Origin of the sequence: Streptomyces sp. YIM 121038, assembly GCF_006088715.1 — a bacterium.
In the GTDB taxonomy this organism is placed as follows: Bacteria; Actinomycetota; Actinomycetes; order Streptomycetales; family Streptomycetaceae; genus Streptomyces.
In genome coordinates this window covers 2,783,596-2,808,734 of record NZ_CP030771.1, presented here as the reverse complement: position 1 = coordinate 2,808,734, position 25,139 = coordinate 2,783,596, and the positions used below count along the sequence as shown (strand labels likewise).

Here is a 25,139-nt window from a genome sequence, read left to right as displayed (position 1 = left end):
CGCCCGGCTCAGCCCCGGCCGGTGCGCGGCGTGTGCGGCGGCGTCGGCCGCGGCCGGGCGTCGTCGGGCGGCAGCTCCGCCCAGGCGGTGTTGACCCGCGGCAGCGCGTACGGATGGTGCTCGGCCAGCCAGGCGACGAGCTGCTCGCGGACCGTGACCCGTACCGTCCAGATGTCGTCGGCGTCCTTGGCGGTGGCGAGCGCGCGCACCTGGATCGTGCTGACCGTGGTGTCGGTGACCGCCAGGCCCCAGTCCCGGCCGTCCCAGGCGGCGCAGTCGCGCAGCACGTCGTGCAGCTTCTCGCGCATGGCCGCGACCGGGGCGGTGTGGTCGAGGTGGAAGAAGACCGTGCCGGTCATCTGGGAGCCGCCGCGCGACCAGTTCTCGAACGGCTTCGACGTGAAGTACGAGACGGGCATCGTGATCCGCCGCTCGTCCCAGGTGCGCACGGCCAGGAACGTCAGCGTGATCTCCTCGACGGTGCCCCACTCGCCGTCCACGACGACGGTGTCGCCGATCCGCACCATGTCGCCGAACGCGATCTGCAGCCCGGCGAAGAGGTTCCCGAGCGTGGACTGCGCGGCGACGCCCGCCACGATGCCCAGGATGCCCGCGGACGCCAGGAGCGAGGCCCCGGCCGCCTGCATCGCGGGGAAGGTGAGCAGCATCGCGGCCACCGCCACCACGCCGATCAGGGCCGCGACGACGCGCTGGATCAGCGTCACCTGCGTACGGACGCGGCGCACCCGGGCGGGGTCGCGGTGGGCGGCGGCGTAGCGCGCGTACGACGCTTCCACTATCGCCGTGGAGATCCGCACCGCGAGCCAGGCCACCGAGCCGATCAGGACCAGGGTGAGTGCTCTGCCGATGCCCGCCGAGTGGTCCTCGGCGATCTGCGCGTGCGCGTACGAGCCGCGCAGCAGGGCGGCGCACAGGACGACTTGCAGGGGCAGGCGGCAGCGGCGGAGCAGCCCCCACAGGGGACGCTGCGGCTGCAGGGCGTCGGCACGGCGCAGTGCCGTGTCCACCAGCCAGCCGACGGCCAGGGTGAGCACGAGTACGGCGCCGACCACGATCAACGGTCGCAGGACGTTCTCCATGTCTCCGAGGGTAGGTGGAGCGGGTGGGACGATCGAGAGCAGGTGGGGCGGGTGGGCTCGGATGGCACGATGGATCCATGAACATCGTGCTTTTCCATTCGACGTACGGGCTGCGGCCCGCGGTGCGCGCGGCGGCCGACCGGCTGCGCGCGGCGGGCCACCAGGTGTGGACCCCCGACCTCTTCGAGGGGCGCGTCTTCGACACCGTCGAGGAGGGCATGGCCCACCAGGAAGAAGTGGGCAGGGACGAGCTCCTCAAACGTGCGGTTCTGGCCGCGGCGCCGTACTCGGACCGCGGCCTGGTCTACGCGGGCTTCTCGTTCGGCGCCTCGGTCGCGCAGACCCTCGCGCTCGGCGACGACAAGGCGCGCGGCCTGCTGCTCCTGCACGGCACGAGCGACATCGCCGAGAACGCGTCGGTGGACGGCCTGCCGGTGCAGCTGCACGTCGCCGAGCCCGACCCGTTCGAGACGGACGACTGGCTGAGCGCCTGGTACCTGCAGATGGGCCGGGCCGGCGCCGACGTGGAGGTCTACCGCTACGCCGGGGCGGGCCACCTGTTCACCGACCCGGACCTGGACGACTACGACGCCGACGCGGCCGAGACCACCTGGCGCACGGCCCTCGGCTTCCTGGAGACCCTCTAGCGGTGGTCCAGCGGGCGCCGCGGGGCACGGTGTGGCGCTCGCCGCACCGTGCCCGGCGAGCGGTCAGCGCACCGGCTCGCGCACCCGCTCCACCTTCTGCGTCCCGCTGAGCGTGCGGTACGAGCGGGCCCAGGACGACGTGGCCTCGGGGTCCTTGCGGTCGGAGACCACGTAGTAGTCCATCTGCGAGCGCTCGGCGGTCACGTCGAGGACGCCGTAGCCGTGCGAGTCCATGTCCAGCCACTTCACATGGCGGTTGGCGGCCTTGACGGCGGCGACGCCGACGAGCGACAGCGTGTGCGGCGCCACCTTCAGATAGTCGTCGACGTTGTCGGAGGTCACGGACGTGACGACGAACTCCGTGGCGGCCGACGGCGACGACGGGTACGTGGCGGCCGTGACGGGCACGTCGTTCGCCCAGGCCATGTGGATGTCGCCGGTCAGGAACACCGTGTTCTTGACGCCCTTGTCCCGCAGGTGCCCGATGAGCTCCTTGCGGTCGTGCGTGTAGCCGTCCCACTGGTCGGTGTTGACGGCCAGGCCCTCCTTGGGCAGGCCGAGCAGCTCGGCAAGCGGCGCGAGCAGATACGCCGGGAGCGAGCCGAAGGCCACCGGCGAGATCATCACCGAGGTGCCGACCAGCTTCCACGCGGCGTCGGAGGAGGCCAGGCCCGCCTTCAGCCAGTCGAGCTGGGCGCGCCCCGTGATCGTGCGCTCCGGCGAGTCCACGGCGCCGCTGCCGGGCTTGGCCTGCTGGGAGCGGAACGAGCGCAGGTCGAGCAGGTGCAGATCGGCCAGCTTTCCGAAGCGCAGACGGCGGTAGACGGTGCCTTCGGTGGAGGGGCGGACCGGCATCCACTCGAAGTACGCCTGCTTGGCGGCGGCCACGCGCGCGGCCCAGGGGCCCTCGGTCTCGGGCTGGTGGTTCTCCGCGCCGCCGGACCAGGCGTCGTTGGCGACCTCGTGGTCGTCCCAGATCGCGATGACCGGGTGCGTGGCGTGCATCGCCAGGGCGTCCGGGTCGGTCTTGTGGACGCCGTGGCGCTCGCGGTAGTCGGCGAGCGTGACGATCTCGTGCTTGGGGCGGTGCTCGCGCACCAGGCCGCGGGTGGAGGCGTAGCCGCCGGACGCGTACTCGTACAGGTAGTCGCCGAGGTGCAGGACCGCGTCGAGCTCGGTGCGGGCCGCGAGGTGGCGGTACGACGAGAAGTAGCCCGCCTCCCAGTTGGCGCAGGAGACCACGCCGAAGCGGACGCCGGGCGCGGCCGCGTCGTGCGCGGGCGCGGTGCGGGTCCGGCCGACGGGCGAGCGCACCGTGGAACCGCCCTCTACGGAGAAGCGGTAGTAATAGGTGGTGGCCTGGCGCAAGCCCCTTACATCCGCCTTGACGGTGTGGTCGCTCGCCGCCGTCGCGGTGGTGGTTCCCCGGCCGACGACCCGGGTGAAGCCCTTGTCCTCGGCCACCTCCCAACCCACCTGCACGTCGGGGCCCTTGCCGGAGCCGGGCACCGCGTCCGGGGTCGGTGTGACGCGCGTCCAGAGCAGGACGCCGTCGGGCAGCGGATCGCCGGAGGCGACGCCGTGCGCGAAGGCCGGGCCGTCGGCGGCGCGGGCGGTCCCGGCGGCCGCGAGCGGCGCGGCGAGGACGGCGGTGGCGGCCGCGGCCTTGACGACGGTCCGGCGGCGCGGTGTGAGCGCGGCGGCCCGCGGTCTGCCGGAGTCCTCGGCGGCCGCGGGGGAGTTGTTGTCTATTCGACTGGTCACGAGGACGAACCCTACGGACCAGTAACGCGGAAAGAGCGGGCGCCCTCGAAAAGTTCGCCCGCTCTTCCCCAAGCCGTCTACTGCGTCTGCGTGATGACTCCCGGTCAGGCCTTCAGGGCCTTGTCCACGGCCTTGGTGAAGTCCTCGGGCGTCATCGGGGCGTTGCGGCCGTCGGCGCCCTTGAGCTGCTTGCCGTTCATGACGAAGGCCGGGGTGCCCTCGACGCCGTCCTTGTTGTCGCTGAAGGCGTCCGACACGGCCAGGGCCCAGCGGTCGTACGTGCCGTCCTTGACGTCCTTCTTGAAGGCCGCGCTCTTCTTGAGCTCGGGCACCTCGTTGGCGACCTTCAGGAGGTAGGAGTCGTCCTTGAACTTGTCCTGGTCCTCCGCGGGGTGGTTGTCGGCGGAGTACAGGGCCTTCTTGTAGGCGAGGAAGGCGTCCGGGGAGACGTTCAGGGCGGCGCCGAGCGCGCTCATCGCGTTGCGCGAGCCCTCGCCGGGGAAGTTGCGGTCGAGGAAGGTCGCGCCGACGAACTGGACCTTGTACTTGCCGTCCTTGAGGTCCTTCTCGACGGTCGGGCCGACGGCCTGCTCGAAGCTGGCGCAGATCGGGCAGCGCGGGTCCTCGTAGACCTTCAGGGTCTTCTTGGCACTGGCCTTGCCGACGACGATCGTCGTGCCGTCCTTGCCCGAGGTGTTGGCGGGCTTGACCAGCTTCTGGTCCTTGGCCTCTTCCCAGTAGCCGGGCTTGTTGTTCTGGACGACGGCGTAGCCGATGCCGCCGGCGATGGCGATGACGCCGACGACGGACGCGCCGACGATGATCGACCGCTTGCGCTTCTCGCGCTGGCGCTCGGCCTCCTGCTGGGCGCGGATCCGCTCGCGGGCGGCCTGCTTGGCGCCCTGGCTGTTGCGCTTGCTCATGGTGGTACTCCGTGATGGTGAGGGGGGACGTGCGTACTCAGGCGACAGCGGCCGAGTACGGCGGTCCACGCCGTCCCACGCAGTGCACGAAGAGCCGGGTGCGCGTCGCCCGGGCCCGGAGCACGGGCCGCGGCGCGCGCTGCCCCGGGGCGACCCGGGCGGTCACCACGGCCAGGGCGATCAGGAGCGGCCGGAAGGTGGCCGCGGCCACCGCGCGAAGGAGCTGGGCGAGGGCGCGCTCGCCCCGGTGCAGCCAGGCGGCGGCGGCGAGACCGACGCCGATGTGCGTGGCGAGCAGCAGCCAGGCCGCGCCCGGGTCGGCGTCAGCGAGCAGGGCGGCGGCGCCGTGCAGCCGCTCGCCGCCCGCCATCCGGGCCAGCGGGGTGCCGACGTCGGCGCCGCCGCACAGCACGTCGACGCCGAAGGAGCGCAGCGGGCCCGCGACCGGGCCCCCGGCCTGGCCGTAGCAGACGTGCTGACCGGTGGTGAAGACCGTGTCGGCGGCGAGCTCCAGCGGGACGAGCAGCGCGGCGATCTTGCCGAAGCCGCGCTCGCGCCCGGCCAGGGCGTACGCGATGACGTAGACGACGGCCGTGATCGCCAGGCAGGTGGTCAGCGGCAGCGGGGCCCGGGACAGCAGGATGTGCGACGCGGCGGACAGCAGCACGACGACCGTCGTGAACAGCGCCGCGCGCACGACTCTCAGCTGGGTCCCGAATATGTCCATCGCGGAAGTGAGTGTCCCACGGGCCGTCGTAAGGGACCCCTAAAGGGTCCCTGTGAATCGGGCGACGCGGTCCCTCGTGGCGGCGGGCGCCCTACAGGCCCGGTATCCGTCCGTTGCGGAAGAGGTCGACGAAGACCTGGTGGTCGGCGCGCGCACGGGCGCCGTAGCCGTGCGCGAAGTCCACGAGGAGGTCCGCGAAGCCCGCCTCGTCGGCCGCGATCGCGGCGTCGATCGCCCGCTCCGTGGAGAACGGCACCAGGTCCGAGTGGCCGCTCTCGTCGTCCGCCGCGGCGTGCATCGCGGCGGTGGCCCGGCCCAGGTCGGCGACCACCGCGGCGATCTCCTCCGGGTCGTCGATGTCCGACCAGTCCAGGTCGACCGCGTACGGCGACACCTCGGCGACGAGCTGGCCCGCGCCGTCCAGCTCGGTCCAGCCGAGCCAGGGGTCGGCGTGCGCCTGCAGGGCGCGCTGCGAGATGACCGTGCGGTGGCCCTCGTGCTGGAAGTAGGAGCGGATCGAGGCGTCCGTCACATGGCGCGAGACGGCGGGGGTCTGGGCCTGCTTGAGGTAGATCACGACGTCGTTCTCCAACGCGTCGCTGTTGCCCTCCAGGAGGATGTTGTACGAGGGCAGCCCGGCCGAGCCGATGCCGATGCCGCGGCGGCCCACGACGTCCTTCACGCGGTAGGAGTCCGGGCGGGTCAGCGAGGACTCCGGGAGCGTCTCCAGATAGCCGTCGAAGGCCGCGAGGACCTTGTAGCGCGTGGCGGCGTCCAGCTCGATGGAGCCGCCGCCCGGCGCGAAGCGGCGCTCGAAGTCGCGGATCTCCGTCATCGAGTCCAGGAGCTCGAAGCGGGTCAGGGAGCGGGCGGCGCGCAGCGCGCCGAGCAGCGGGCCCTGGGCGGTGTCGAGCGTGAAGGGGGGCACTTCCTCGCTCTTGGCGTCCGTCGCCAGGTCGTGGATCCGCGCGCGGTACGCCGCCGCGTAGGTCCGCACCAGGCCGGTGATCTGCTCGTCGCTGAGCGCCTTGGTGTAGCCGATCAGGGCGAGCGAGGCGGCGAAGCGCTTGAGGTCCCAGGTGAAGGGGCCGACGTACGCCTCGTCGAAGTCGTTCACGTTGAAGATCAGGCGGCCCTGGGCGTCCATGTACGTGCCGAAGTTCTCCGCGTGCAGGTCGCCGTGGATCCACACCCGGCCCGTGCGGTCGTCCAGGTACGGTCCGGTGTGTATCTCCCCGCCGTCGCGCCCGGCGTGCTCGCGCTCCAGGTCGTGGTAGAAGAGGCAGGCCGTGCCCCGGTAGAACGCGAAGGCGGAGGCCGCCATCTTCCGGAACTTCACCCGGAACGCCGCGGGGTCGGCGGCGAGCAGCTCGCCGAAAGCGGTGCCGAAGACGGCGAGGATCTCCTCGCCGCGCTGCTCGGCGGTGGGCTGCGGGACCGACATCGCGGGGTGCCTCCTGGTGCATGACATGGGACAGGCGTTCCGTGCCCCCTGCCCTCTTCCAACGCCCGACCGTACTCCTGAGTGCCGCTCGGCTGTCAGTGACCCGGACTAGACTTCCCCGCTGTCCCCCCAGACTGTCCGCAGCCTGTCGCCGAGCGCCCTCCCGTCACCCGACCACCGCCCCTCACCGAGGCGCTTCGCGCCGCAGCATTTTCCTTGGAGGCCCAAGCCGTGTCGAAGCCGCCCTTCACGCACCTGCACGTGCACACCCAGTACTCGCTCCTGGACGGCGCGGCACGGCTGAAGGACATGTTCAAGGCGTGCAACGACATGGGCATGACCCATATCGCCATGTCGGACCACGGCAACCTCCACGGGGCGTACGACTTCTTCCACACCGCCCAGAAGGCCGGGGTCACCCCGATCATCGGCATCGAGGCGTACGTGGCCCCGGAGTCGCGGCGCAACAAGCGCAAGATCCAGTGGGGCCAGCCCCACCAGAAGCGGGACGACGTCTCCGGTTCGGGTGGTTACACGCACAAAACGATCTGGGCGGCGAACAAGACGGGCCTGCACAACCTCTTCCGGCTGTCCTCGGACGCGTACGCCGAGGGCTGGCTCCAGAAGTGGCCCCGCATGGACAAGGAGACGATCTCCCAGTGGTCGGAGGGGCTCATCGCCTCCACCGGCTGCCCGTCCGGCGAGCTCCAGACCCGCCTGCGCCTCGGCCAGTTCGACGAGGCCCTGAAGGCCGCCTCGGAGTACCAGGACATCTTCGGCAAGGGCCGGTACTTCCTGGAGCTGATGGACCACGGCATCGAGATCGAGCGCCGGGTCCGCGACGGCCTCCTGGAGATCGGCAAGAAGCTCGGCATCCCCCCGCTGGTCACCAACGACTCGCACTACACGTACGCGCACGAGGCGACCGCCCACGACGCCCTGCTCTGCATCCAGACCGGCAAGAACCTCTCGGACCCGGACCGCTTCCGGTTCGACGGCACCGGCTACTACCTGAAGTCCACGGACGAGATGTACGCCGTCGACTCCTCGGACGCCTGGCAGGAGGGCTGCCGCAACACCCTCCTGGTGGCCGAGCAGATCGACACCACCGGCATGTTCGAGAAGCGCGACCTCATGCCGAAGTTCGACATCCCCGAGGGCTTCACCGAGGTCACCTGGTTCCAGGAGGAGGTCCGCCGCGGCATGGAGCGCCGCTACCCGGGCGGCGTCCCCGAGGACCGCCAGAAGCAGGCCGAGTACGAGATGGACACGATCATCTCGATGGGCTTCCCGGGATACTTCCTGGTCGTCGCCGACTTCATCATGTGGGCCAAGAAGCAGGGCATCGCGGTGGGCCCCGGCCGAGGCTCCGCGGCCGGCTCGATCGTCGCGTACGCCATGGGCATCACCGACCTCGACCCGATCACGCACGGCCTGATCTTCGAGCGGTTCCTCAACCCCGAGCGCATCTCCATGCCCGACGTCGACATCGACTTCGACGAGCGCAGGCGCGTCGAGGTGATCCGGTACGTGACGGAGAAGTACGGCTCCGACAAGGTCGCCATGATCGGCACCTACGGCAAGATCAAGGCCAAGAACGCCATCAAGGACTCCGCCCGCGTCCTCGGCTATCCGTACGCGATGGGCGACCGCCTCACCAAGGCCATGCCCGCCGACGTCCTCGGCAAGGGCATCGACCTCGACGGCATCACCAACCCCACCCACCCGCGCTACAGCGAGGCGGGCGAGATCCGGGGGATGTACGAGAACGAGCCGGACGTCAAGAAGGTCATCGACACCGCCAAGGGCGTCGAGGGCCTGGTCCGGCAGATGGGCGTGCACGCCGCGGGCGTCATCATGTCCAGCGAGCCGATCGTCGACCACGCCCCGATCTGGGTGCGGCACACCGACGGCGTCACCATCACGCAGTGGGACTACCCGCAGTGCGAGTCGCTCGGCCTGCTGAAGATGGACTTCCTCGGCCTGCGCAACCTCACGATCATGGACGACGCCGTCAAGATGGTGAAGGTCAACAAGGGCATCGACCTGGAGATGCTCGACCTCCCGCTCGACGACCCCAAGACCTTCGAACTGCTCTGCCGCGGTGACACGCTCGGCGTGTTCCAGTTCGACGGCGGTCCGATGCGCTCGCTGCTCCGCCAGATGCAGCCCGACAACTTCGAGGACATTTCCGCCGTCTCGGCCCTGTACCGGCCGGGCCCCATGGGAATGAACTCGCACACGAACTACGCGGAGCGCAAGAACGGCCGCCAGGAGATCACCCCGATCCACCCGGAGCTGGAGGAGCCGCTCAAGGAGACCCTGGGTCTCACCTACGGCCTGATCGTGTACCAGGAGCAGGTGCAGAAGGCCGCCCAGATCATCGCCGGGTACTCCCTCGGCGAGGCCGACATCCTCCGCCGCGTGATGGGCAAGAAGAAGCCGGAGGAGCTGGAGAAGAACTTCGGCATCTTCCAGGCGGGCGCCCGCAAGAACGGCTACTCCGACGCGGCGATCCAGGCCCTGTGGGACGTCCTGGTCCCGTTCGCCGGATACGCGTTCAACAAGGCGCACTCCTCCGCGTACGGCCTGGTCACGTACTGGACCGCGTATCTGAAGGCGAACTACCCGGCCGAGTACATGGCCGCGCTGCTCACCTCGGTGAAGGACGACAAGGACAAGTCGGCCGTCTATCTGAACGAGTGCCGCCGCATGCGGATCAAGGTCCTCCCGCCGAACGTGAACGAGTCGGTGCACAACTTCGCCGCCCAGGGCGACGACGTGATCCTCTTCGGCCTCGAAGCCGTCCGGAACGTGGGCACCAACGTGGTGGACGCGATCATCCGCTCCCGCAAGGCCAAGGGGAAGTACGCCTCCTTCCCCGACTACCTGGACAAGGTCGAGGCCGCCGCCTGCAACAAGCGCACCACGGAGTCGCTGATCAAGGCCGGTGCCTTCGACACCATGGGGCACACCCGCAAGGGCCTGACCGCGCAGTACGAGCCGATGATCGACAACGTGGTCGCGGTCAAGCGCAAGGAGGCCGAGGGCCAGTTCGACCTCTTCGGCGGCATGGGCGAGGACGACTCCAGCGAGCCCGGCTTCGGCCTGGACGTGGAGTTCTCCGAGGACGAGTGGGACAAGACCTATCTGCTCGCCCAGGAGCGCGAGATGCTCGGTCTGTACGTCTCCGACCACCCCCTCTTCGGCCTGGAGAACGTGCTCTCGGACAAGGCCGACGCGGGCATCGGACAGCTCACCGGCGGGGACTTCTCCGACGGCGCCGTCGTCACCATCGGCGGCATCATCTCCGGCCTCCAGCGCAAGATGACCAAGCAGGGCAACGCCTGGGCCATCGCCACCGTCGAGGACCTCGCGGGCTCCATCGAGTGCATGTTCTTCCCGGCGACCTACCAGCTGGTCTCGACCCAGCTCGTCGAGGACGCCGTCGTCTTCGTCAAGGGCCGCCTCGACAAGCGCGAGGACGTGCCCCGGCTCGTCGCGATGGAGCTCCAGGTCCCCGACCTGTCGAACGCGGGCACCAACGCCCCGGTCCTCATCACCATCCCCACGGTGAAGGTGAGCCCGCCGATGGTCACCCGGCTCGGCGAGATCCTCAGCCACCACAAGGGCAACAGCGAGGTGCGGATCAAGCTCCAGGGGGCGCAGAAGACCACGGTGCTGCGGCTCGACCGGCACCGCGTGAAGCCGGACCCGGCCCTCTTCGGCGACCTGAAGGTGCTGCTCGGCCCGTCCTGCCTGACGGGCTGACGGGCTGACGGGCCTGACCGGCTGCCGGGTCAACGGGCCGACCGCCTGCCGGACCGCCCCGCTGCCGGGCCCGGAGCACTGCACGGCTGAGGGGCGCACCCGCATCGGGTGCGCCCCTCCGGTGTGCCTGAGCCCGCGTCAGTTGTGGCCGAAGCGGCGTTCGCGGTGCTTACGGGCGACATCGCCCGGGTTCGCCTCGGCGGCGGACTTCGCCTGGGCCTCCATCGAGGACTGCTGCGCCTGCTGCTGACCGCGCTCGGCCTGGGCCGCGGCTTTCTGGTTCCGGTCGCGGTTCTTGTTCTTGGCCATATTGATCTTCCTCCTGCGAAGGATCGGGGGGCCAGGACGCGACCAGACTCACATATGCGTGACAATCGTGCATTTCGGGCACTCACCGTGCGTAATAGGGGCTGCCGGAGGGTACGGAGCGGATACGCCACGCCGAAGATCGAGTTTCGAGCCGTTAACCTCCGCGAGGTCGGGCAGACTCGAAGCGAACCCGAAGTGACCCCCAGGACCGCAGGTCCGCGGCCATGTGCCGGTGAGACCGTTCGGGGCACCCGTGGGGAGCTTTCGGGCAAGGCCGGGCAAGCCGGGCAACCTGGAAAGAGGGTGGATCGCGTGGACCGCTGCGTCGTCCTGGTGGACGCCGGGTATCTGCTGGGAGCCGCCGCGAGCCTCCTCGCGGGAGAGCCGTCCCGGTCCAGGATCACCGTCGATCACGCCGCGCTCATCCAGGGCCTGCGCGAGCGCGCCGAGTCCGACACCGAGCGGCCGCTCCTTCGCATCTACTGGTTCGACGGCGCGCCCGACCGCGTGCCGCAGCCCGAGCACCGCAGGCTGCGCGTCATGCCGCGCGTGACCGTCCGCCTGGGCGCCCTGACCCGCAGCGACGGGCGGTGGGCGCAGAAGGGCGTGGACGCCGCCATGCACGCCGAGCTGACGGAGCTGGCCCGCAACCGCGCCTGTTCCGACGTCGTGCTCGTCACCGGCGACGGCGATCTGCTGCCCGGCATGATGGCCGCCAAGGAGCACGGCGTCGCCGTCCACCTGTGGGCCGTCCAGGCCGCCGACGGCGACTACAACCAGTCCGAGGACCTCGTCGCCGAGGCCGACGAGCGGCGCGTCCTCGACCGCGCCTGGATCACCAAGGCCGTCCGCGCCAAGGAGCTCGGCGGCGTCTGCGCGCCACCGCCCGCGCCCCGGCCCGAGATCGCCGCGATCCTCTCCGCGCCGCTGCCCGAGTCCGCCCTGACCACCGCCCCCGCGGAGTCCGCCGAGCAGCCCGCCGCCCAGCACGCGGCCGCCTCCCCGCGCGCCCAGGAGAACGGCGACCGGGCCGCCAAGGGCGTCCCCACCCCCAAGGACCTCGCCGCCCTGCGCGGCCCGGGCCCCGTCCAGGCGGGCAAGGAGCACACCAGCGCGACCCTGCGCTGGTCCTCGGACAAGGGCTGGGTCGACCGCCCCGGCACCCCCTCGGAGTCCGCCGAGGCCGCCGCGCTGCCCACGCTCGCCCAGCTCACCACGGCCGAGCAGCGCTGGGCCGACCGCGAGGAGGACATCACCACCGTCGGCGGGGATCCGTACGAGGTCGGGCAGGTCTTCGCGCGCCGCTGGATGGCGCGCCTGCCCGAGCAGCACAACCTGCAGAAGCTGTCCACGATGTACCCGCGCATCCCGCACCGCGTCGACGGCGAGCTGCTGCGCTACGCCGCCCGCTTCGGGCTGCTCGCCCACAAGGACGACCAGATCGACGAGCACGACCGCTATGCGATCCGTGCCGGATTCTGGCGGGAAATCGACGTTCGTACCGCCGCCGAGCACGCGCCTGCCGGGGAGTGAGGGGTTTCGTGGGGCCCGGGGCGAGGGCCGGATAAGAACCCTCCCGGGGTTCACGGCGCGCCCGGACACACGCGTGAGGCCCGCCCCGCGCGCCCCGCCGCGCGGCCGACCCCGTACCCTCGTCCTTCGTGAGTACGCGCGCGGCACAGGCAGTCCGAGGGGGGCTCCGGCAGGGGCACGGCAGCGATGCCGTCTGCGTGGTGCGCGATCTGGTCAAGGTCTACCCCGCCGCCCGGGGCAGGCGCGGCAGGCCCGCGACGCCCGAGGTGCGCGCCAGCGACGGCGTCGCCATCCAGGTGGGCCGCGGCGAGATCTTCGGCCTCCTCGGGCCCAACGGCGCCGGGAAGTCCACCCTCGTACGCCAGCTGACCGGCCTCATGCGCCCCGACAGCGGCAGCGTCGAGGTCCTCGGCCACGACATCGTGCGCCACCCGGAGCGGGCCGCCCGGCTGCTCGCCTACCTCGGCCAGGAGTCGACCGCCCTCGACGAGCTGACCGTCTCCCTCGCCGTCGAGACGACCGCGCGCCTGCGCGGCCTCGACGCGGCCCGTGCCCGGGCCCAGCGCGACGACGTCCTCGACGAGCTGGGGCTCACCGAGCTCGCATCCCGGCCCCTGAAGAAGCTCTCCGGCGGCCAGCGCAGGCTCGCCTGCTTCGCCACCGCCCTCGTCGGTGAGCGGCAGCTGCTCGTGCTCGACGAGCCGACGACCGGCATGGACCCGGTCGCGCGGCGCGCGGTGTGGGGCGCGGTCGACCGGCGGCGCGCCGAGCGCGGCACGACCGTCCTGCTCGTCACGCACAACGTCATCGAGGCCGAGACCGTGCTCGACCGCGTCGCCGTGCTCGACCACGGCAAGGTCATCGCCTGCGACACGCCCACCGGCCTGAAGGAGAAGGTCGCGGGCGAGGTGCGGGTGGAGCTCGTGTGGCGGGAACGGGCGCCCGTCGACGTCCCGGAGGTCGCCGCGCTGCGGTCGTCCGCCGTGGAGTCCGGGCGCCGCTGGACGCTGCGGCTCGCGCCGGAGGAGGCAAGGGCGGCCGTCGCCGCGGTCACGGGCGGCGGCGCCTTCGCCGCGCTCGACGACTTCACGCTGGCCACGCCCAGCCTGGAGGACGTGTATCTGGCCCTCGGCGGGCGCGGCGGGGACGGACTGGTGAAGGCGTGAGGGACCGAGCCGTGAAGCGTTGGGACGTCTGCAGGAAGGTTGTCCGTTGAGTGCCGTTCCCCTGGAGGCCGTGATCCGGGCCGAGGACGACCGCGCGGCGGCGGTGGACGTGGCGGCGCCGCTGGGCCCGCGGGCCCGGATGCTTCCCGCCCTGGCCGCGGTCTACCGCGCCCAGCTGTCGCGGGCCCGGGTCGCGCGCATCCCGCTGCTCTTCGTTGCCACCTTCCAGTCGGTCGGCATCATGATCCTCATGCGCGGGGTCGTGGACGGCGGCAGCGAGGCCCGCGCGGTCGTGGCCGGCTCGTCCGTCCTCGTCGTGGCCTTCGTCGCGCTGAACCTGCTCGCCCAGTACTTCGGCCAGCTGCGCGCCGACGGCGGGCTCGACCACTACGCCACGCTGCCCGTGCCGCCCGCAGCCGTCGTGCTCGGCGCGGCCGCCGCGTACGCCTCCTTCACCGTGCCCGGCACCATCGTCACGGCCGTCGTCGGCTGCGGGCTCTTCGGCCTGCCGCTGACGCACCTGTGGGTGCTCGCCGCGGTGATCCCGCTCGCCGGTGCCGCGCTCGCCGGGCTCGGCGCCGCCCTCGGGCTGCTCGCGCCCCGCCCGGAACTGGCCACGCTGCTCGGCCAGATGGGCATGTCGGCGGCGCTCCTGCTCGGCGTCCTGCCCGCCGAGCGGATGCCGGGCCTCCTCCAGTACGCGCGCGACCTGCTGCCGTCCACGTACGGCGTCGAGGCGCTCGCCCGCACCTTCGGCGGCGACCCCGACTGGGGCGTCGTGCTGCTCGACCTCGGGGTGTGCGCGGCCGTCGGCGTGGTCTCGCTGACCGTCGCCACCTGGGCCTACCGGCGCGCGGCCGTGCGCTGAGCGCGGGCCGCGTCCGTCCGGTGGCGCGGTTCTCAGGCAGAGCTGGCACCATGTGTGCGTGACCGCACCGCTGACGCCCTCCCAACCGCCGCAGCCCGAGCCCGAACACAATCCCTGGCAGGCGCCGCAGGCCTCCGCGCCCCAGCCGGGGCCCGAGGCCGACACCTGGCACGAGGAGGGCGAGCCCGGCATGAAGCGCGAGATCGGGCAGGCCGCGGTGATCGCGGCCGCGGTGGCGGTCAGCGGCGTGCTGCTCGGCCTGCTGTGGCTGTGGCTCGCGCCCCGGGTGCCGCTGATCGCGGACAAGCAGGCGGTCTACCTCAAGGACACCGAGGGCGAGCAGGCCATCGGGGTCGACGGAACGTTCACCCTGCTGGGGCTCGCGTTCGGCTTCGTCAGCGCGCTCGTCGTCTTCCTCCTGCGGCGGCGGGGCGGCATCCCGCTGGTCGTCGGGCTCGCCGCGGGGGCGCTGCTCGGGGCGGTGCTCGCCTGGAAGGTCGGCGTGTGGTTCGGGCCCGACACGGACGTGGTGGCGCACGCGCGGTCCGTGGGCCGGGGGGTCGTGTTCGACGCGCCGATGGAGCTGAACGCGAAGGGGGTGCTGCTCTCGTGGCCCGTCGCCGCGATGATCGTGCACCTGGTGCTCACGGCGCTCTTCGGGCCCCGGGATCCGGAGCCGTTCTCCTCCTACGGGGCGCGCCAGGAACAGGCCTGAGCCCTCGCGTGCGCCCCAGACCCGCCCCTTCCCGAACCAGGGGCTGCCGCCCCTGGGACCCCGCCCTTCATCGCGCTGACGCGCTCGTCCTCAAACGCCGGACGGGCTGAATCGTCGCCGGTGCGGACCGGATGTCGGCTGCGAGCCCGCAGAAGGCGTCCGGCGGGCACCGGGACTTTCAGCCCGTCCGGCGTTTGAGGACGAGGCGCGGAGCGCCGATACGGGGGTCCAAGGGGGCGGAGCCCCCTTGTTCGGGGAGGGGCGGGTCCGGGGCGCCACCGCGAGGGTCAGGCCGGGCGGCGGCCGTGGTTCGACTTGGATTTCCTGACCCGCCACTTCCGCTTTCTCGTTTTCTTCGACATGGGTGTGGTCCTAGTCGAGGATCGCGAGGGCGTCGAGGGGTCAATCACGCCCGATCGGGGCCAGCGTCGCCGAGGTGAGGGTGGCCAGGTCGGCGGGGGAGAGCTCCACCTCCAGGCCCCGGCGGCCCGCCGAGACGCAGATCGTGGCGTGGGCCGAGGCCGAGTCGTCCAGGACCGTGCGGAGCCTCTTGCGCTGGCCCAGGGGGGAGATGCCGCCGCGCACATAGCCCGTGGTGCGCTCGGCCGCGGCCGGGTCCGCCATGACCGCGCGCTTGCCGGAGACCGCCGCCGCCAGGGCCTTGAGGTCGAGCGAGCCCGCGACCGGCACGACGGCCACGGTCAGCTCGCCGTCGACCTCGGCGACCAGGGTCTTGAAGACGCGGTCGGGGGAGACGCCCATCGCCTCGGCGGCCTCGTCGCCGTACGAGGGGTGGGACGGGTCGTGGTCGTACGCGTGGAGGGTGAAGGCGACGCCCGCACCCGTGAGGGCGACCGTCGCCGGGGTGCCGCCGGTCTGGGACTTCTTTTGCTTCTTCGCCACTTCGCCTGCCCGTGGGGATGCGTCGGGATACGTCCGGGGTACGTCAGTTGAGGCTGGTCGCGCCGCGCGTGAGGTCCGTCGCGGGCAGCGACGGCAGATTGCGGATGATCGCGGTCTCGCTGCGCAGCAGCGTCAGCTCCTCGCGCAGCCTGGAGGCCGTGTCGGCGGCCTCCAGGAGGCGCTGCTTGGTGGGGGTGTCCAGGACCGCGGCCGCCGCGACCAGGTACGACACCACCGACGGGTCGTCCGGCAGCTCCGTGCCCGTCGACAGGGACCGCTCCCGCGCGCCCGCGAGGCGCTTCTGGTAGGAGCGGAAGGCCCGCAGGACGCCCTCGGCCAGGGCTCCCGCCTCGTCGCCGGGCTCCTCGGGCAGCGGTTCGAGCTCCGCCGTCAGATACGCGCCGGAGGCGTCGACCGAGCGCAGCCGCATCCGGGTGGTGCCGGTGGCGAGCACCTCGAAGCCGCCGTCCTCGCGCTCGCGGATGGTCGCCGCGTCCGCGACGCAGCCCACCGCGTGGAAGGCCCGCAGCGGGTCGTCGCCGAAGCCCGCGGCGGGGCCCTGCTCGGGCCGGGTCGTCTGGTCGGGGAGGCCGGGCGCGCTCGGTGCGACCTCGCTGCCGTCGCGGATCGCCACGACGGCGAACTGCCGCTGGTCCTCGTCGGGAGACTTGAGCAGGTCGCGCATCATGGCGCGATAGCGCTCCTCGAAGACGTTCAGGGGCAGCACGAGCCCCGGGAACAGCACCGAGTTGAGTGGGAACAGGGGGAGCCGGACGGTCGTCACGAGCCGAAAGCCTAACGGCCGCCGGTGACCCCGCCGTCCGCGCGGCCGCGTCCGGACCGCAGCGGGGTGTGCGCGGCCACCTCGATGCGGACGCCGTCGCGCAGCTCCAGGAACTGTCCGAGCGGGTCGTCGGCGATCCGGTCCCAGGGGAACGAGGTCGCGTACGGGCCGATCAGCCGGAACTGGTCGAGCGCTTCCTGCCAGCGCTCCAGGCGGATGAGGACGTACGCCAGGAGGTTGCGCACCTCGGCCGGCCACGGGTCGGCGGGGGCGTAGGAGGCCGAGAGCGCGATGGCCAGGTCGGCGGCCCCGTCCAGGCGCCCGCGCGGCAGCCGTCCGCCGTCGCCCACGAGGTACGCGAACGCGGCGCGCACCGGGAGCGCCTGTATCAGCGACCCGGGCAGCGCGTCCGCGGCGGCGCGCTCCGCGAAGTCGAAGCACTCGGTGTGCGAGCCGTACCAGGCCGCCGACAGGTACATCAGCGCCGAGGCGTGACAGCCGTAGTGGTACGAGGAGCGGCGCACCGCCTGGCCCCACAGCTCCTCGAAGTCGGAGTGCGAGGCGTGGGTGCCGCGGGCGTGGTCGAGGGCCACGCGCCAGGGCACGGGGTCGCGCGGGTCGGCCGCGGCCGCCGCCGTGATCAGCGGGCTCACCTCGCGCAGGAGCTCGGCGCGCGCGGGCGACTCCCAGCCGCGCACCACCGCCAGCTCGGCCTTGAGCAGCAGGGCGTCCGGGTCGTGCGGGGCGACGGTCAGCCAGTCGTCGAACCACTCGGGCCGGGAGCGGGCGAAGGCGGCGAGGCGGGTGGCGTACCGGTCGCGGTTCTCCCACTCGGCGGCCTCGCGGGTGGTGGCGAGCAGCTTGGCGGCCGGACCGTGGTCGCCGCGGCCCGCGGCGACGAGGGCCGGGCCGAGGCGGTCGTCCGGCACGTCGAGCAGCACCTCGTCGGCGGCGGGGAGGCCGTCGGCCAGGTGGGGGGTGTGCCGGACCATGCGGGCCGTGCGGATGAGGGCGCGCAGCAGCGGCATGTGCGGTCCCCCTCGTACGCCTGGACGTTCTGGTGCGGTCGTTGCTGTTGACGGGTGGGGCGAAGGCTTGGTTGTGCGGGGCCGCATAACGGTTCGGCCGCGAATCGGGGGCGTCGCGGGCGGTGCCCCGGGCCGTCAGTTCCTGCGGAGCAGGCGGGTCGCGCCTGCCGCGACCGTCGTCGCCAGGATCCAGCCCGTCAGGATCAGGCCCGCCGCGAACCACTGCCAGCCGCCGCGGAGCTGCCAGTAGGTGTCCTGGCCCAGGTCGATGACGGGCAGGAGCAGGTCGAGGGCGAACAGGGCCGGGTTCCAGTCGGGGTGCTCGCCCTCCTTGAGGGGCGGGTGGTCGGCGCGGGAGAAGGCGATCGCGCTCGCCGCCCACAGGACCGCCATCCACAGCGCGGCCCGCCCCGGCCGGTAGCCGTAGGCCACGGTCCAGTCCTGGGCGTACCCCCAGAGCTTGGCCGCCAGCGGCAGCGTCTCGCGGCGGCGGCGCTGCTTGGCGAGCAGGACCTCGCGGGCGTCGGCGTCCTCGCCGCCGTTGCGCAGGACGGCGGCGAGCTTCTCGTACGGCTCCGGGTTGTACTCGGCGGTGGCCGCGGCCACCCACTCCAGGCGCCGCGACAGCGGGAAGCCGCTCTGCGGGATGAGGTTCTCGTACGTGAAGCCGCCCATCTGGAGGGCACCGGGGCCCGGCCAGCTCGTCGCCCGGTCCATCAGGTTGACGACACGGGCGCCGGACAGGACGACCCTGCCGCGCTGCGGGGCCTCGCCGAGGAAGCGCAGCTCGGGCGTCTGCACCCGGCGCAGCGACACCTCCTGGTCGTCCTTGAGCGTGAAGCGGGCCTGGCCGAAGTCCACCGCGTCGCCGAAGCGCCCGTCGTCGAGGCGGATGCCGCCCTCGCAGCTGAAGCGCTGGACGCGGGTCCCGCGCGCGGGCGTCGTACCGCTGGTCTGCGGCGGATTGCCGACCCCCGCGGGCGTCAGGTACAGGGTGCGCTCGACGGTGAGCTGCGGGGCGTTCAGGGCGTAGCGGCCGTAGGGGTTGGTCAGGAGGCTGCCGCGCAGGCTCAGGCTGACGCCGACCTTCGCGCCGCGCAGGCGCAGCTCCCCGTGCGACTCCAGCATCTCGGCCTGGAGGTCCTGGCCGACGGTCATGCCGTCGGCCATCAGCGAGCGGGTGCGCCGGTCGCGGTAGACGACGGCCTGGTTGAGCAGCAGGTCCGTGCCGATGTGGGCGTCGGTCAGGCGCATGCCGTTGTGGATCCGGCAGCGCGGCAGGTGCAGATCGCCCTCGGTGTGCAGCCGGGCGGCCTCCAGGCGGGGGATGGAGCAGTCGACCATGCGCAGCGTGGTGAAGCGGGCCTCGGGCAGGAGGACCTCCTTCTCGAAGCGGCAGCCCTTCAGCTCCGTGTACGGCACCACCGTGCCGCCCGCGAGGTCCAGGACGTCCGTGATCTGTACGCCCGTGAGCTTCAGGGACGACACCCGGCCCGCGAGCGCGGGCGGCCCGTCGAGGAGCAGCCAGGCCAGGATGCGGGCCCGCACGCTGCGCTCGGGGCCCCAGGGGTGGGCGCCGTGCGGATCGTCGACCGTGGCGTTGCCCGACCTCAGGTCGTACACCGTGCCGTTGCGGAACGCCTGCCACATCCCGATCTCCGCGGCGGTCAGCCCGTCCGGGGGGTCCCCGATGCCGGTGTCGTCGACCACTGGTGCCGTCCTCCCGTGGATGCTCTGGGGCGCCCGTGTCTCGTACACCTGTTCATGCCCGCTCCATGACCGCCTGAACGCTAGCGCTTCGCGGGAGGCGCCGTGTCGCACCTGCGGGCCGTCCGTGGCTGGTCGCGCAGTTCCCCGCGCCCCTTCGGGGCGCTCCCGCTGGACGGCGCCGGATATTCGGAACGCAAGGCTCCGGCGCGGGGCGCCCCGTCGCCCGGTGGCGGACCGTCTCGTATCACTCACTGATACGGCCGACAGGCCGCTCGCGGCCGTCTGCGAGAATTGGCCATGTGATCTCTCGAATCGATCTGCGCGGCGAGGCCCTCCCCGAGGGCCCCGCGCTGCGCGCCCTGCTGCCCCGTGCCGACTTCGACGTCGCGGCCGCCCTGGAGAAGGTGCGGCCCATCTGCGAAGACGTGCATCATCGCGGCGACGCGGCACTGATCGACTACGCGGAGAAGTTCGACGGCGTGCGCCTGGAGCGGGTCCGGGTGCCCGCGGCCGCGCTCACCGAGGCCCTCACGGGCCTCGACGCGGACGTGCGCGCCGCCCTGGAGGAGTCCATCCGCCGGGCCCGCACCGTCCACCGCGCCCAGCGCCGCGCCCCGCACACCACCCAGGTCGTGCCCGGCGGCTCGGTCACCGAGAAGTGGGTGCCGGTCGAGCGCGTGGGCCTCTACGCCCCGGGCGGCCGGTCCGTCTACCCCTCCTCCGTGATCATGAACGCGGTGCCCGCGCAGGAGGCCGGGGTCGGCTCCATGGCGCTCGCCTCACCGCCGCAGAAGGAGTTCGGCGGCCTGCCGCACCCGACGATCCTCGCCGCCTGCGCCCTCCTCGGCATCGACGAGGTGTACGCGGTCGGCGGCGCCCAGGCCGTGGCGATGTTCGCGTACGGCACCGAGGAGTGCGCCCCGGCCAACATGGTCACCGGGCCCGGCAACATCTGGGTCGCCGCCGCCAAGCGGTACTTCACCGGCCGCATCGGCATCGACACCGAGGCGGGCCCGACGGAGATCGCGGTCCTCGCCGACGACACCGCGGACCCGGCGCACATCGCGTCCGACCTGATCAGCCAGGCCGAGCACGACCCGCTCGCGGCCGCCGTCCTGGTCACGGACTCCGTGGCGCTCGCCGACGCGGTCGTCAAGGAACTGGAGCCGCAGGTCGCCGCCACCAAGCACGTCGAGGACCGGATCGCGCCCGCCCTGAGCGGCCGCCAGTCCGCGGTCGTGCTCGTGGACGGCCTGGAGGAGGGCCTGCGCGTCGTCGACGCGTACGGCGCCGAGCACCTGGAGATCCAGACCGCCGACGCGCCCGCCGTCGCGGACCGGGTGAAGAACGCGGGCGCGATCTTCGTCGGCCCGTGGGCGCCGGTCTCGCTCGGCGACTACTGCGCGGGCTCCAACCACGTGCTGCCCACCGGCGGCTGCGCCTGCCACTCCTCGGGCCTGTCCGTCCAGTCCTTCCTGCGCGGCATCCACATCGTGGACTACACCCGCGACGCCCTCGCCGAGGTCGCCCACCACGTGGTGACGCTCGCCGAGGCGGAGGACCTGCCCGCTCACGGCGCCGCCGTCAAGGCCAGGTTCGGATGGAAGGTGCCCGGCCAGTGAGCGACACAAGGATCGACTCCCTCCCCGTACGCGACGAACTGCGCGGCAAGTCCCCCTACGGCGCCCCGCAGCTCGACGTCCCCGTCCGCCTGAACACCAACGAGAACCCCTACCCGCTGCCCGAGCCGCTCGTCGAGCGCATCGCCGAGCGCGTCCGCGAGGCCGCGCGCTCCCTGAACCGCTACCCCGACCGGGACGCCGTCGAGCTGCGCACCCAGCTCGCCGCCTATCTGACCCGCACCGGCGGCCACGAGGTCACCCGCGCCCACGTCTGGGCGGCGAACGGCTCGAACGAGGTCATCCAGCAGCTGCTCCAGACCTTCGGCGGCCCGGGCCGCACCGCCATCGGCTTCGAGCCCTCGTACTCGATGCACGCCCTGATCGCGCGCGGCACCGGCACCGGCTGGATCTCCGGGCCGCGGAACGACGACTACACGATCGACGTCGAGGCCGCCACGGCGGCCATCGCGCGGAACGCGCCGGACGTCGTCTTCATCACCACGCCCAACAACCCCACGGGCAACGCCGTGCCGCGCGAGGCCGTCATCGCCCTGTACGACGCCGCCCAGGCCGCCAAGCCGTCCATGGTCGTGGTCGACGAGGCGTACGTGGAGTTCAGCCACGGCGAGTCGCTGCTCCCGCTGCTCGAAGGGCGGCCGCACCTGGTGGTCTCGCGCACCATGTCCAAGGCGTTCGGCGCCGCGGGCCTGCGCCTCGGCTATCTGGCCGCCGACCCGGCGGTCGTGGACGCCGTCCAGCTGGTGCGCCTGCCGTACCACCTGTCGGCCGTCACCCAGGCCACCGCGCTCGCCGCCCTGGAGCACACGGACACCCTCCTCGGGTACGTCGAGCAGCTCAAGGCCGAGCGCGACCGCCTCGTCACCGGGCTGCGGGACCTCGGCTTCGAAGTGACGGAGTCGGACGCCAACTTCGTCCAGTTCGGGCGGTTCGCCGACGCCCACGACGCCTGGCGGCGGATCCTCGACCACGGGGTCCTCGTCCGCGACAACGGCGTGCCCGGCATGCTGCGGGTGACCGCGGGAACCCCCGCCGAAAACGACGCGTTCCTCGATGCGGTACGCGCACTCAAGAAGGAGCAGGGAGCATGAGCCGCCTAGGCCGTGTCGAACGGACCACCAAGGAGACCTCGGTCGTCGTCGAGATCGACCTCGACGGCACCGGCAAGGTCGACGTGTCGACCGGGGTCGGCTTCTACGACCACATGCTCGACCAGCTCGGCCGCCACGGCCTGTTCGACCTCACGGTCAAGACCGAGGGCGACCTGCACATCGACACCCACCACACCATCGAGGACACCGCCCTCGCGCTCGGCGCCGCCTTCAAGCAGGCGCTCGGCGACAAGGTGGGCATCTACCGCTTCGGCAACTGCACGGTGCCGCTCGACGAGTCCCTCGCCCAGGTCACCGTCGACCTCAGCGGCCGCCCGTACCTCGTCCACACGGAGCCCGAGAACCTGGCCCCGATGATCGGCGAGTACGACACGACGATGACCCGGCACATCTTCGAGTCCTTCGTCGCCCAGGCGCAGATCGCCCTGCACGTCCACGTGCCCTACGGGCGCAACGCCCACCACGTCGTCGAGTGCCAGTTCAAGGCCCTCGCGCGAGCGCTGCGGTACGCCAGCGAGCGCGACCCGCGCGCCGCCGGCATCCTCCCCTCCACCAAGGGAGCGCTGTAAACCGCATGAACGGCATCTCCACCATGCTGATCTTCGTCGGGCTCTTCCTGCTCGGCGGCGTCTACTCCTTCGCCAAGCAGAAGCAGTCCAAGAGCCTGATCACACTGCTCTCCATCGGCGCGGGCATGTGCCTGCTCGCGGGCATCGTCCGCCTGGAGGTGTGGAATTGACCTCCGCCGGATCCGCCAAGAAGGTCGTCGTCCTCGACTACGGCTTCGGGAACGTGCGGTCCGCCGAGCGCGCCCTCGCGCGCGTGGGCGCCGACGTCGAGATCACCCGTGACTACGACACGGCCATGAACGCCGACGGCCTCCTGGTGCCCGGCGTGGGCGCCTTCGCCGCCTGCATGCGGGGCCTGCGGTCCGTGCGCGGCGACTGGCTCGTCGGCCGCCGCCTGTCCGGCGGCCGCCCCGTCATGGGCATCTGCGTCGGCATGCAGATCCTCTTCGCCCAGGGCATCGAGCACGGCGTCGAGACCGAGGGCCTGGACGAGTGGCCCGGCACCGTCGAGCCCCTGAAGGCCGACGTCGTGCCCCACATGGGCTGGAACACGGTCGAGGCCCCCGAGGGCTCCGAGCTGTTCCGCGGCCTGGCCGCGGACGAGCGCTACTACTTCGTGCACTCGTACGCCGTCCAGGACTGGACCCTGGAGGTCGCGAACCCCGCGATGCGCGCCCCCAAGGTCACCTGGGCCACGCACGGCTCGCCCTTCGTGGCGGCCGTCGAGAACGGCGCCCTGTGGGCCACGCAGTTCCACCCCGAGAAGTCCGGCGACGCCGGAGCGCAGCTGCTGAAGAACTGGATCGGAACCCTCTGATGGCCCCTCTCACGGCCCCGAAGCTCGAACTCCTCCCCGCCGTCGACGTCCGCGACGGCCAGGCCGTCCGCCTCGTGCACGGCGAGTCCGGCACGGAGACCTCGTACGGCTCCCCCCTGGAGGCCGCCCTCGCCTGGCAGCGCGCGGGCGCCGAGTGGCTGCACCTGGTCGACCTCGACGCCGCCTTCGGCACCGGCGACAACCGCGACCTGATCGCCGAGGTCACCGGGGCCATGGACATCAAGGTCGAGCTCTCCGGCGGCATCCGCGACGACGCCTCGCTGGCCGCCGCGCTCGCCACCGGCTGCACCCGCGTCAACCTCGGCACGGCCGCCCTGGAGACCCCCGAGTGGGTCGCCAAGGTCATCGCCGAGCACGGCGACAAGATCGCCGTCGGCCTCGACGTGCGCGGCACCACCTTGCGCGGCCGCGGCTGGACCCGCGACGGCGGCGACCTGTACGAGACCCTGGAGCGCCTCAACGCCGAGGGCTGCGCCCGCTACGTGGTCACCGACATCGCCAAGGACGGCACGCTCCAGGGCCCGAACCTGGAGCTCCTGCGCACCGTCTGCGCGGCCACCGACCGCCCGGTCGTCGCCTCCGGCGGCGTCTCGTCCCTGGACGACCTGCGCGCCATCGCCGAGCTCGTCCCGCAGGGCGTCGAGGGCTCCATCGTCGGCAAGGCGCTGTACGCGAAGGCGTTCACCCTCGAAGAGGCCCTGGAGGCCGTGTCCCGATGACCGGCACCCGGGCGGGCGGCTCCGCCCGGGTGCCGGTCCTCGTCGACCCGCGCATCCTGGTCGAAGCAGAACTCGAAGCATTCCGAGAAGTCCCTCAAGGAGCACCATCGTGACGCTCGCCGTCCGAGTCATCCCCTGCCTGGACGTCGACAACGGCCGGGTCGTCAAGGGCGTCAACTTCCAGAACCTGCGCGACGCGGGCGACCCCGTCGAGATGGCGAAGGTCTACGACGCCGAGGGCGCCGACGAGCTGACCTTCCTGGACATCACCGCCTCGTCCGGCAACCGCGAGACCACCTACGACGTGGTCCGCCGCACCGCCGAGCAGGTCTTCATCCCGCTCACCGTCGGCGGCGGCGTGCGCACCGCCGAGGACGTCGACAAGCTGCTGCGCGCGGGCGCCGACAAGGTCGGTGTGAACACCGCCGCCCTCGCCCGCCCCGACCTGATCCGCGAGATCGCCGAGCGCTTCGGCCGCCAGGTCCTCGTCCTGTCGGTGGACGCCCGCCGCACGGAGTCGGGCACCTTCGAGGTGACCACGCACGGCGGCCGGAAGTCCGCCGGGATCGACGCCGTCGAGTGGGCCCACCGGGCCGCCGAGCTCGGCGCGGGCGAGATCCTGCTCAACTCGATGGACGCCGACGGCACCAAGGACGGCTACGACCTCGAAATGATCGAGGCCGTCCGCAAGCACGTCACCGTGCCCGTCATCGCCTCCGGCGGCGCGGGCCGCCTCGACCACTTCCCGCCCGCCGTGGCCGCGGGCGCCGACGCGGTCCTCGCCGCGTCCGTCTTCCACTTCGGCGACCTGCGGATCGGCGAGGTGAAGGAGACCCTGCGGACGGCGGGCCACCCGGTGCGCTGACCCG

The 25,139-nt window shown here is 72.2% G+C and carries 23 protein-coding genes; 13 read left to right on the top strand and 10 right to left on the bottom strand.

All coding sequences use genetic code 11. The features are described 5' to 3' along the window. Nucleotides 1-8: 8 nt before the first annotated feature. Nucleotides 9-1,100: a mechanosensitive ion channel domain-containing protein gene (locus tag C9F11_RS11700; RefSeq protein ID WP_138959217.1), complete on the bottom strand. Its 1,092-nt coding sequence runs from the start codon at nt 1,098-1,100 to the stop codon at nt 9-11. A gap of 77 nt (nt 1,101-1,177) precedes the next feature. On the opposite strand from C9F11_RS11700, the gene C9F11_RS11695 reads away from it, so the two are divergent. Then, on the top strand, nt 1,178-1,747 hold the full coding sequence (locus tag C9F11_RS11695) for a dienelactone hydrolase family protein (protein WP_138959216.1): 570 nt from the start codon (nt 1,178-1,180) through the stop codon (nt 1,745-1,747). A 63-nt stretch (nt 1,748-1,810) separates the two neighbouring features. On the opposite strand, the gene C9F11_RS11690 is transcribed toward C9F11_RS11695, so the two are convergent. The 4 genes from C9F11_RS11690 to C9F11_RS11675 form a co-directional block, all read right to left on the bottom strand. Further along, nucleotides 1,811-3,499, bottom strand: a complete 1,689-nt coding sequence (locus C9F11_RS11690; RefSeq protein ID WP_249402165.1) for an alkaline phosphatase D family protein — start codon at nt 3,497-3,499, stop codon at nt 1,811-1,813. Nucleotides 3,500-3,615: 116 nt separating this feature from the next. Next, the gene (locus C9F11_RS11685; protein WP_138959214.1) at nt 3,616-4,434 is read right to left on the bottom strand and encodes a thioredoxin domain-containing protein; all 819 of its coding nucleotides are present in this window, start codon (nt 4,432-4,434) and stop codon (nt 3,616-3,618) included. A gap of 37 nt (nt 4,435-4,471) precedes the next feature. Next, nucleotides 4,472-5,161 carry a hypothetical protein gene (locus C9F11_RS11680; RefSeq protein WP_138959213.1) on the bottom strand — a complete coding sequence of 230 codons (690 nt, stop codon included), beginning with the start codon at nt 5,159-5,161 and terminating at the stop codon, nt 4,472-4,474. 91 nt (nt 5,162-5,252) lie between these two features. After that, nucleotides 5,253-6,605, bottom strand: a complete 1,353-nt coding sequence (locus tag C9F11_RS11675) for a DUF2252 domain-containing protein (RefSeq protein ID WP_138959212.1) — start codon at nt 6,603-6,605, stop codon at nt 5,253-5,255. A gap of 231 nt (nt 6,606-6,836) precedes the next feature. Between C9F11_RS11675 and dnaE the strand changes: the two genes are divergently transcribed. Beyond that, complete coding sequence (gene dnaE / locus C9F11_RS11670; RefSeq protein WP_138959211.1) at nt 6,837-10,376, top strand: DNA polymerase III subunit alpha; 3,540 nt, start codon at nt 6,837-6,839, stop codon at nt 10,374-10,376. A 138-nt stretch (nt 10,377-10,514) separates the two neighbouring features. Here dnaE and C9F11_RS47335 read toward each other — a convergent pair whose 3' ends face one another. Next, the gene (locus C9F11_RS47335; protein ID WP_170316405.1) at nt 10,515-10,685 is read right to left on the bottom strand and encodes a hypothetical protein; all 171 of its coding nucleotides are present in this window, start codon (nt 10,683-10,685) and stop codon (nt 10,515-10,517) included. Between the two features lie 312 nt (nt 10,686-10,997). Between C9F11_RS47335 and C9F11_RS11665 the strand changes: the two genes are divergently transcribed. The 4 genes from C9F11_RS11665 to C9F11_RS11650 all read left to right on the top strand — a co-directional run bounded on the left by C9F11_RS11665 (nt 10,998) and on the right by C9F11_RS11650 (nt 14,967). Continuing rightward, the gene (locus C9F11_RS11665) at nt 10,998-12,218 is read left to right on the top strand and encodes an NYN domain-containing protein (RefSeq protein ID WP_138959210.1); all 1,221 of its coding nucleotides are present in this window, start codon (nt 10,998-11,000) and stop codon (nt 12,216-12,218) included. Nucleotides 12,219-12,418: 200 nt separating this feature from the next. Further along, nucleotides 12,419-13,384 (top strand): ABC transporter ATP-binding protein, encoded by a 966-nt coding sequence (locus C9F11_RS11660; RefSeq protein WP_138959209.1) that lies wholly within the window; start codon nt 12,419-12,421, stop codon nt 13,382-13,384. 61 nt (nt 13,385-13,445) lie between these two features. Then, a complete protein-coding gene (locus C9F11_RS11655; protein ID WP_249402164.1) occupies nt 13,446-14,252 on the top strand; it encodes an ABC transporter permease in 807 nt (268 codons plus the stop codon). Between the two features lie 58 nt (nt 14,253-14,310). After that, nucleotides 14,311-14,967, top strand: coding sequence for a DUF2567 domain-containing protein (locus C9F11_RS11650; RefSeq protein ID WP_138959207.1), 657 nt, complete (start codon nt 14,311-14,313; stop codon nt 14,965-14,967). Nucleotides 14,968-15,369: 402 nt separating this feature from the next. Here the strand turns inward: C9F11_RS11650 and ybaK are convergent, their stop codons facing one another. From ybaK to C9F11_RS11630, 4 genes are all read right to left on the bottom strand, one after another. Then, nucleotides 15,370-15,870 (bottom strand): Cys-tRNA(Pro) deacylase, encoded by a 501-nt coding sequence (gene ybaK, locus C9F11_RS11645; protein WP_138959206.1) that lies wholly within the window; start codon nt 15,868-15,870, stop codon nt 15,370-15,372. A 43-nt stretch (nt 15,871-15,913) separates the two neighbouring features. After that, the gene (locus C9F11_RS11640) at nt 15,914-16,654 is read right to left on the bottom strand and encodes an LON peptidase substrate-binding domain-containing protein (protein ID WP_138959205.1); all 741 of its coding nucleotides are present in this window, start codon (nt 16,652-16,654) and stop codon (nt 15,914-15,916) included. Nucleotides 16,655-16,665: 11 nt separating this feature from the next. Continuing rightward, nucleotides 16,666-17,682, bottom strand: a complete 1,017-nt coding sequence (locus tag C9F11_RS11635; protein WP_138959204.1) for a hypothetical protein — start codon at nt 17,680-17,682, stop codon at nt 16,666-16,668. Nucleotides 17,683-17,817: 135 nt separating this feature from the next. After that, on the bottom strand, nt 17,818-19,392 hold the full coding sequence (locus C9F11_RS11630; RefSeq protein WP_138959203.1) for an oxidoreductase: 1,575 nt from the start codon (nt 19,390-19,392) through the stop codon (nt 17,818-17,820). A gap of 299 nt (nt 19,393-19,691) precedes the next feature. Here C9F11_RS11630 and hisD point away from each other — a divergent pair, with 299 nt between their 5' ends. The 7 genes from hisD (at nt 19,692) to hisF (ending at nt 25,135) form a co-directional block, all read left to right on the top strand. Beyond that, nucleotides 19,692-21,014, top strand: a complete 1,323-nt coding sequence (gene hisD, locus C9F11_RS11625; RefSeq protein ID WP_138959202.1) for a histidinol dehydrogenase — start codon at nt 19,692-19,694, stop codon at nt 21,012-21,014. After that, complete coding sequence (locus tag C9F11_RS11620) at nt 21,011-22,123, top strand: histidinol-phosphate transaminase (RefSeq protein WP_138959201.1); 1,113 nt, start codon at nt 21,011-21,013, stop codon at nt 22,121-22,123. Before hisD ends, C9F11_RS11620 begins: the two co-directional genes overlap by 4 nt. Continuing rightward, nucleotides 22,120-22,713 (top strand): imidazoleglycerol-phosphate dehydratase HisB, encoded by a 594-nt coding sequence (gene hisB / locus C9F11_RS11615; protein WP_138959200.1) that lies wholly within the window; start codon nt 22,120-22,122, stop codon nt 22,711-22,713. Before C9F11_RS11620 ends, hisB begins: the two co-directional genes overlap by 4 nt. 5 nt (nt 22,714-22,718) lie before the next feature. Further along, nucleotides 22,719-22,883 carry a hypothetical protein gene (locus tag C9F11_RS47330; protein ID WP_171075704.1) on the top strand — a complete coding sequence of 55 codons (165 nt, stop codon included), beginning with the start codon at nt 22,719-22,721 and terminating at the stop codon, nt 22,881-22,883. Then, on the top strand, nt 22,880-23,530 hold the full coding sequence (hisH, locus tag C9F11_RS11610) for an imidazole glycerol phosphate synthase subunit HisH (RefSeq protein ID WP_138959199.1): 651 nt from the start codon (nt 22,880-22,882) through the stop codon (nt 23,528-23,530). Before C9F11_RS47330 ends, hisH begins: the two co-directional genes overlap by 4 nt. Then, nucleotides 23,530-24,270 (top strand): bifunctional 1-(5-phosphoribosyl)-5-((5-phosphoribosylamino)methylideneamino)imidazole-4-carboxamide isomerase/phosphoribosylanthranilate isomerase PriA, encoded by a 741-nt coding sequence (priA, locus tag C9F11_RS11605; protein ID WP_138959198.1) that lies wholly within the window; start codon nt 23,530-23,532, stop codon nt 24,268-24,270. The genes hisH and priA overlap by 1 nt, the downstream gene beginning before the upstream one ends. A 109-nt stretch (nt 24,271-24,379) precedes the next feature. Continuing rightward, nucleotides 24,380-25,135: an imidazole glycerol phosphate synthase subunit HisF gene (gene hisF, locus C9F11_RS11600; protein ID WP_138959197.1), complete on the top strand. Its 756-nt coding sequence runs from the start codon at nt 24,380-24,382 to the stop codon at nt 25,133-25,135. Nucleotides 25,136-25,139: the final 4 nt, after the last annotated feature.

Bases quoted from the DNA above. Each gene is read 5' to 3' on its own strand.
- C9F11_RS11700 (WP_138959217.1), bottom strand. From the start codon at position 1,100: ATGGAGAACGTCCTGCGACCGTTGATCGTGGTCGGCGCCGTACTCGTG.
- C9F11_RS11695 (WP_138959216.1), top strand. From the start codon at position 1,178: ATGAACATCGTGCTTTTCCATTCGACGTACGGGCTGCGGCCCGCGGTG.
- C9F11_RS11685 (WP_138959214.1), bottom strand. From the start codon at position 4,434: ATGAGCAAGCGCAACAGCCAGGGCGCCAAGCAGGCCGCCCGCGAGCGG.
- C9F11_RS11680 (WP_138959213.1), bottom strand. From the start codon at position 5,161: ATGGACATATTCGGGACCCAGCTGAGAGTCGTGCGCGCGGCGCTGTTC.
- C9F11_RS11675 (WP_138959212.1), bottom strand. From the start codon at position 6,605: ATGTCGGTCCCGCAGCCCACCGCCGAGCAGCGCGGCGAGGAGATCCTC.
- C9F11_RS47335 (WP_170316405.1), bottom strand. From the start codon at position 10,685: ATGGCCAAGAACAAGAACCGCGACCGGAACCAGAAAGCCGCGGCCCAG.
- C9F11_RS11635 (WP_138959204.1), bottom strand. From the start codon at position 17,682: ATGCCGCTGCTGCGCGCCCTCATCCGCACGGCCCGCATGGTCCGGCAC.
- hisB (WP_138959200.1), top strand. From the start codon at position 22,120: ATGAGCCGCCTAGGCCGTGTCGAACGGACCACCAAGGAGACCTCGGTC.
- C9F11_RS47330 (WP_171075704.1), top strand. From the start codon at position 22,719: ATGAACGGCATCTCCACCATGCTGATCTTCGTCGGGCTCTTCCTGCTC.
- priA (WP_138959198.1), top strand. From the start codon at position 23,530: ATGGCCCCTCTCACGGCCCCGAAGCTCGAACTCCTCCCCGCCGTCGAC.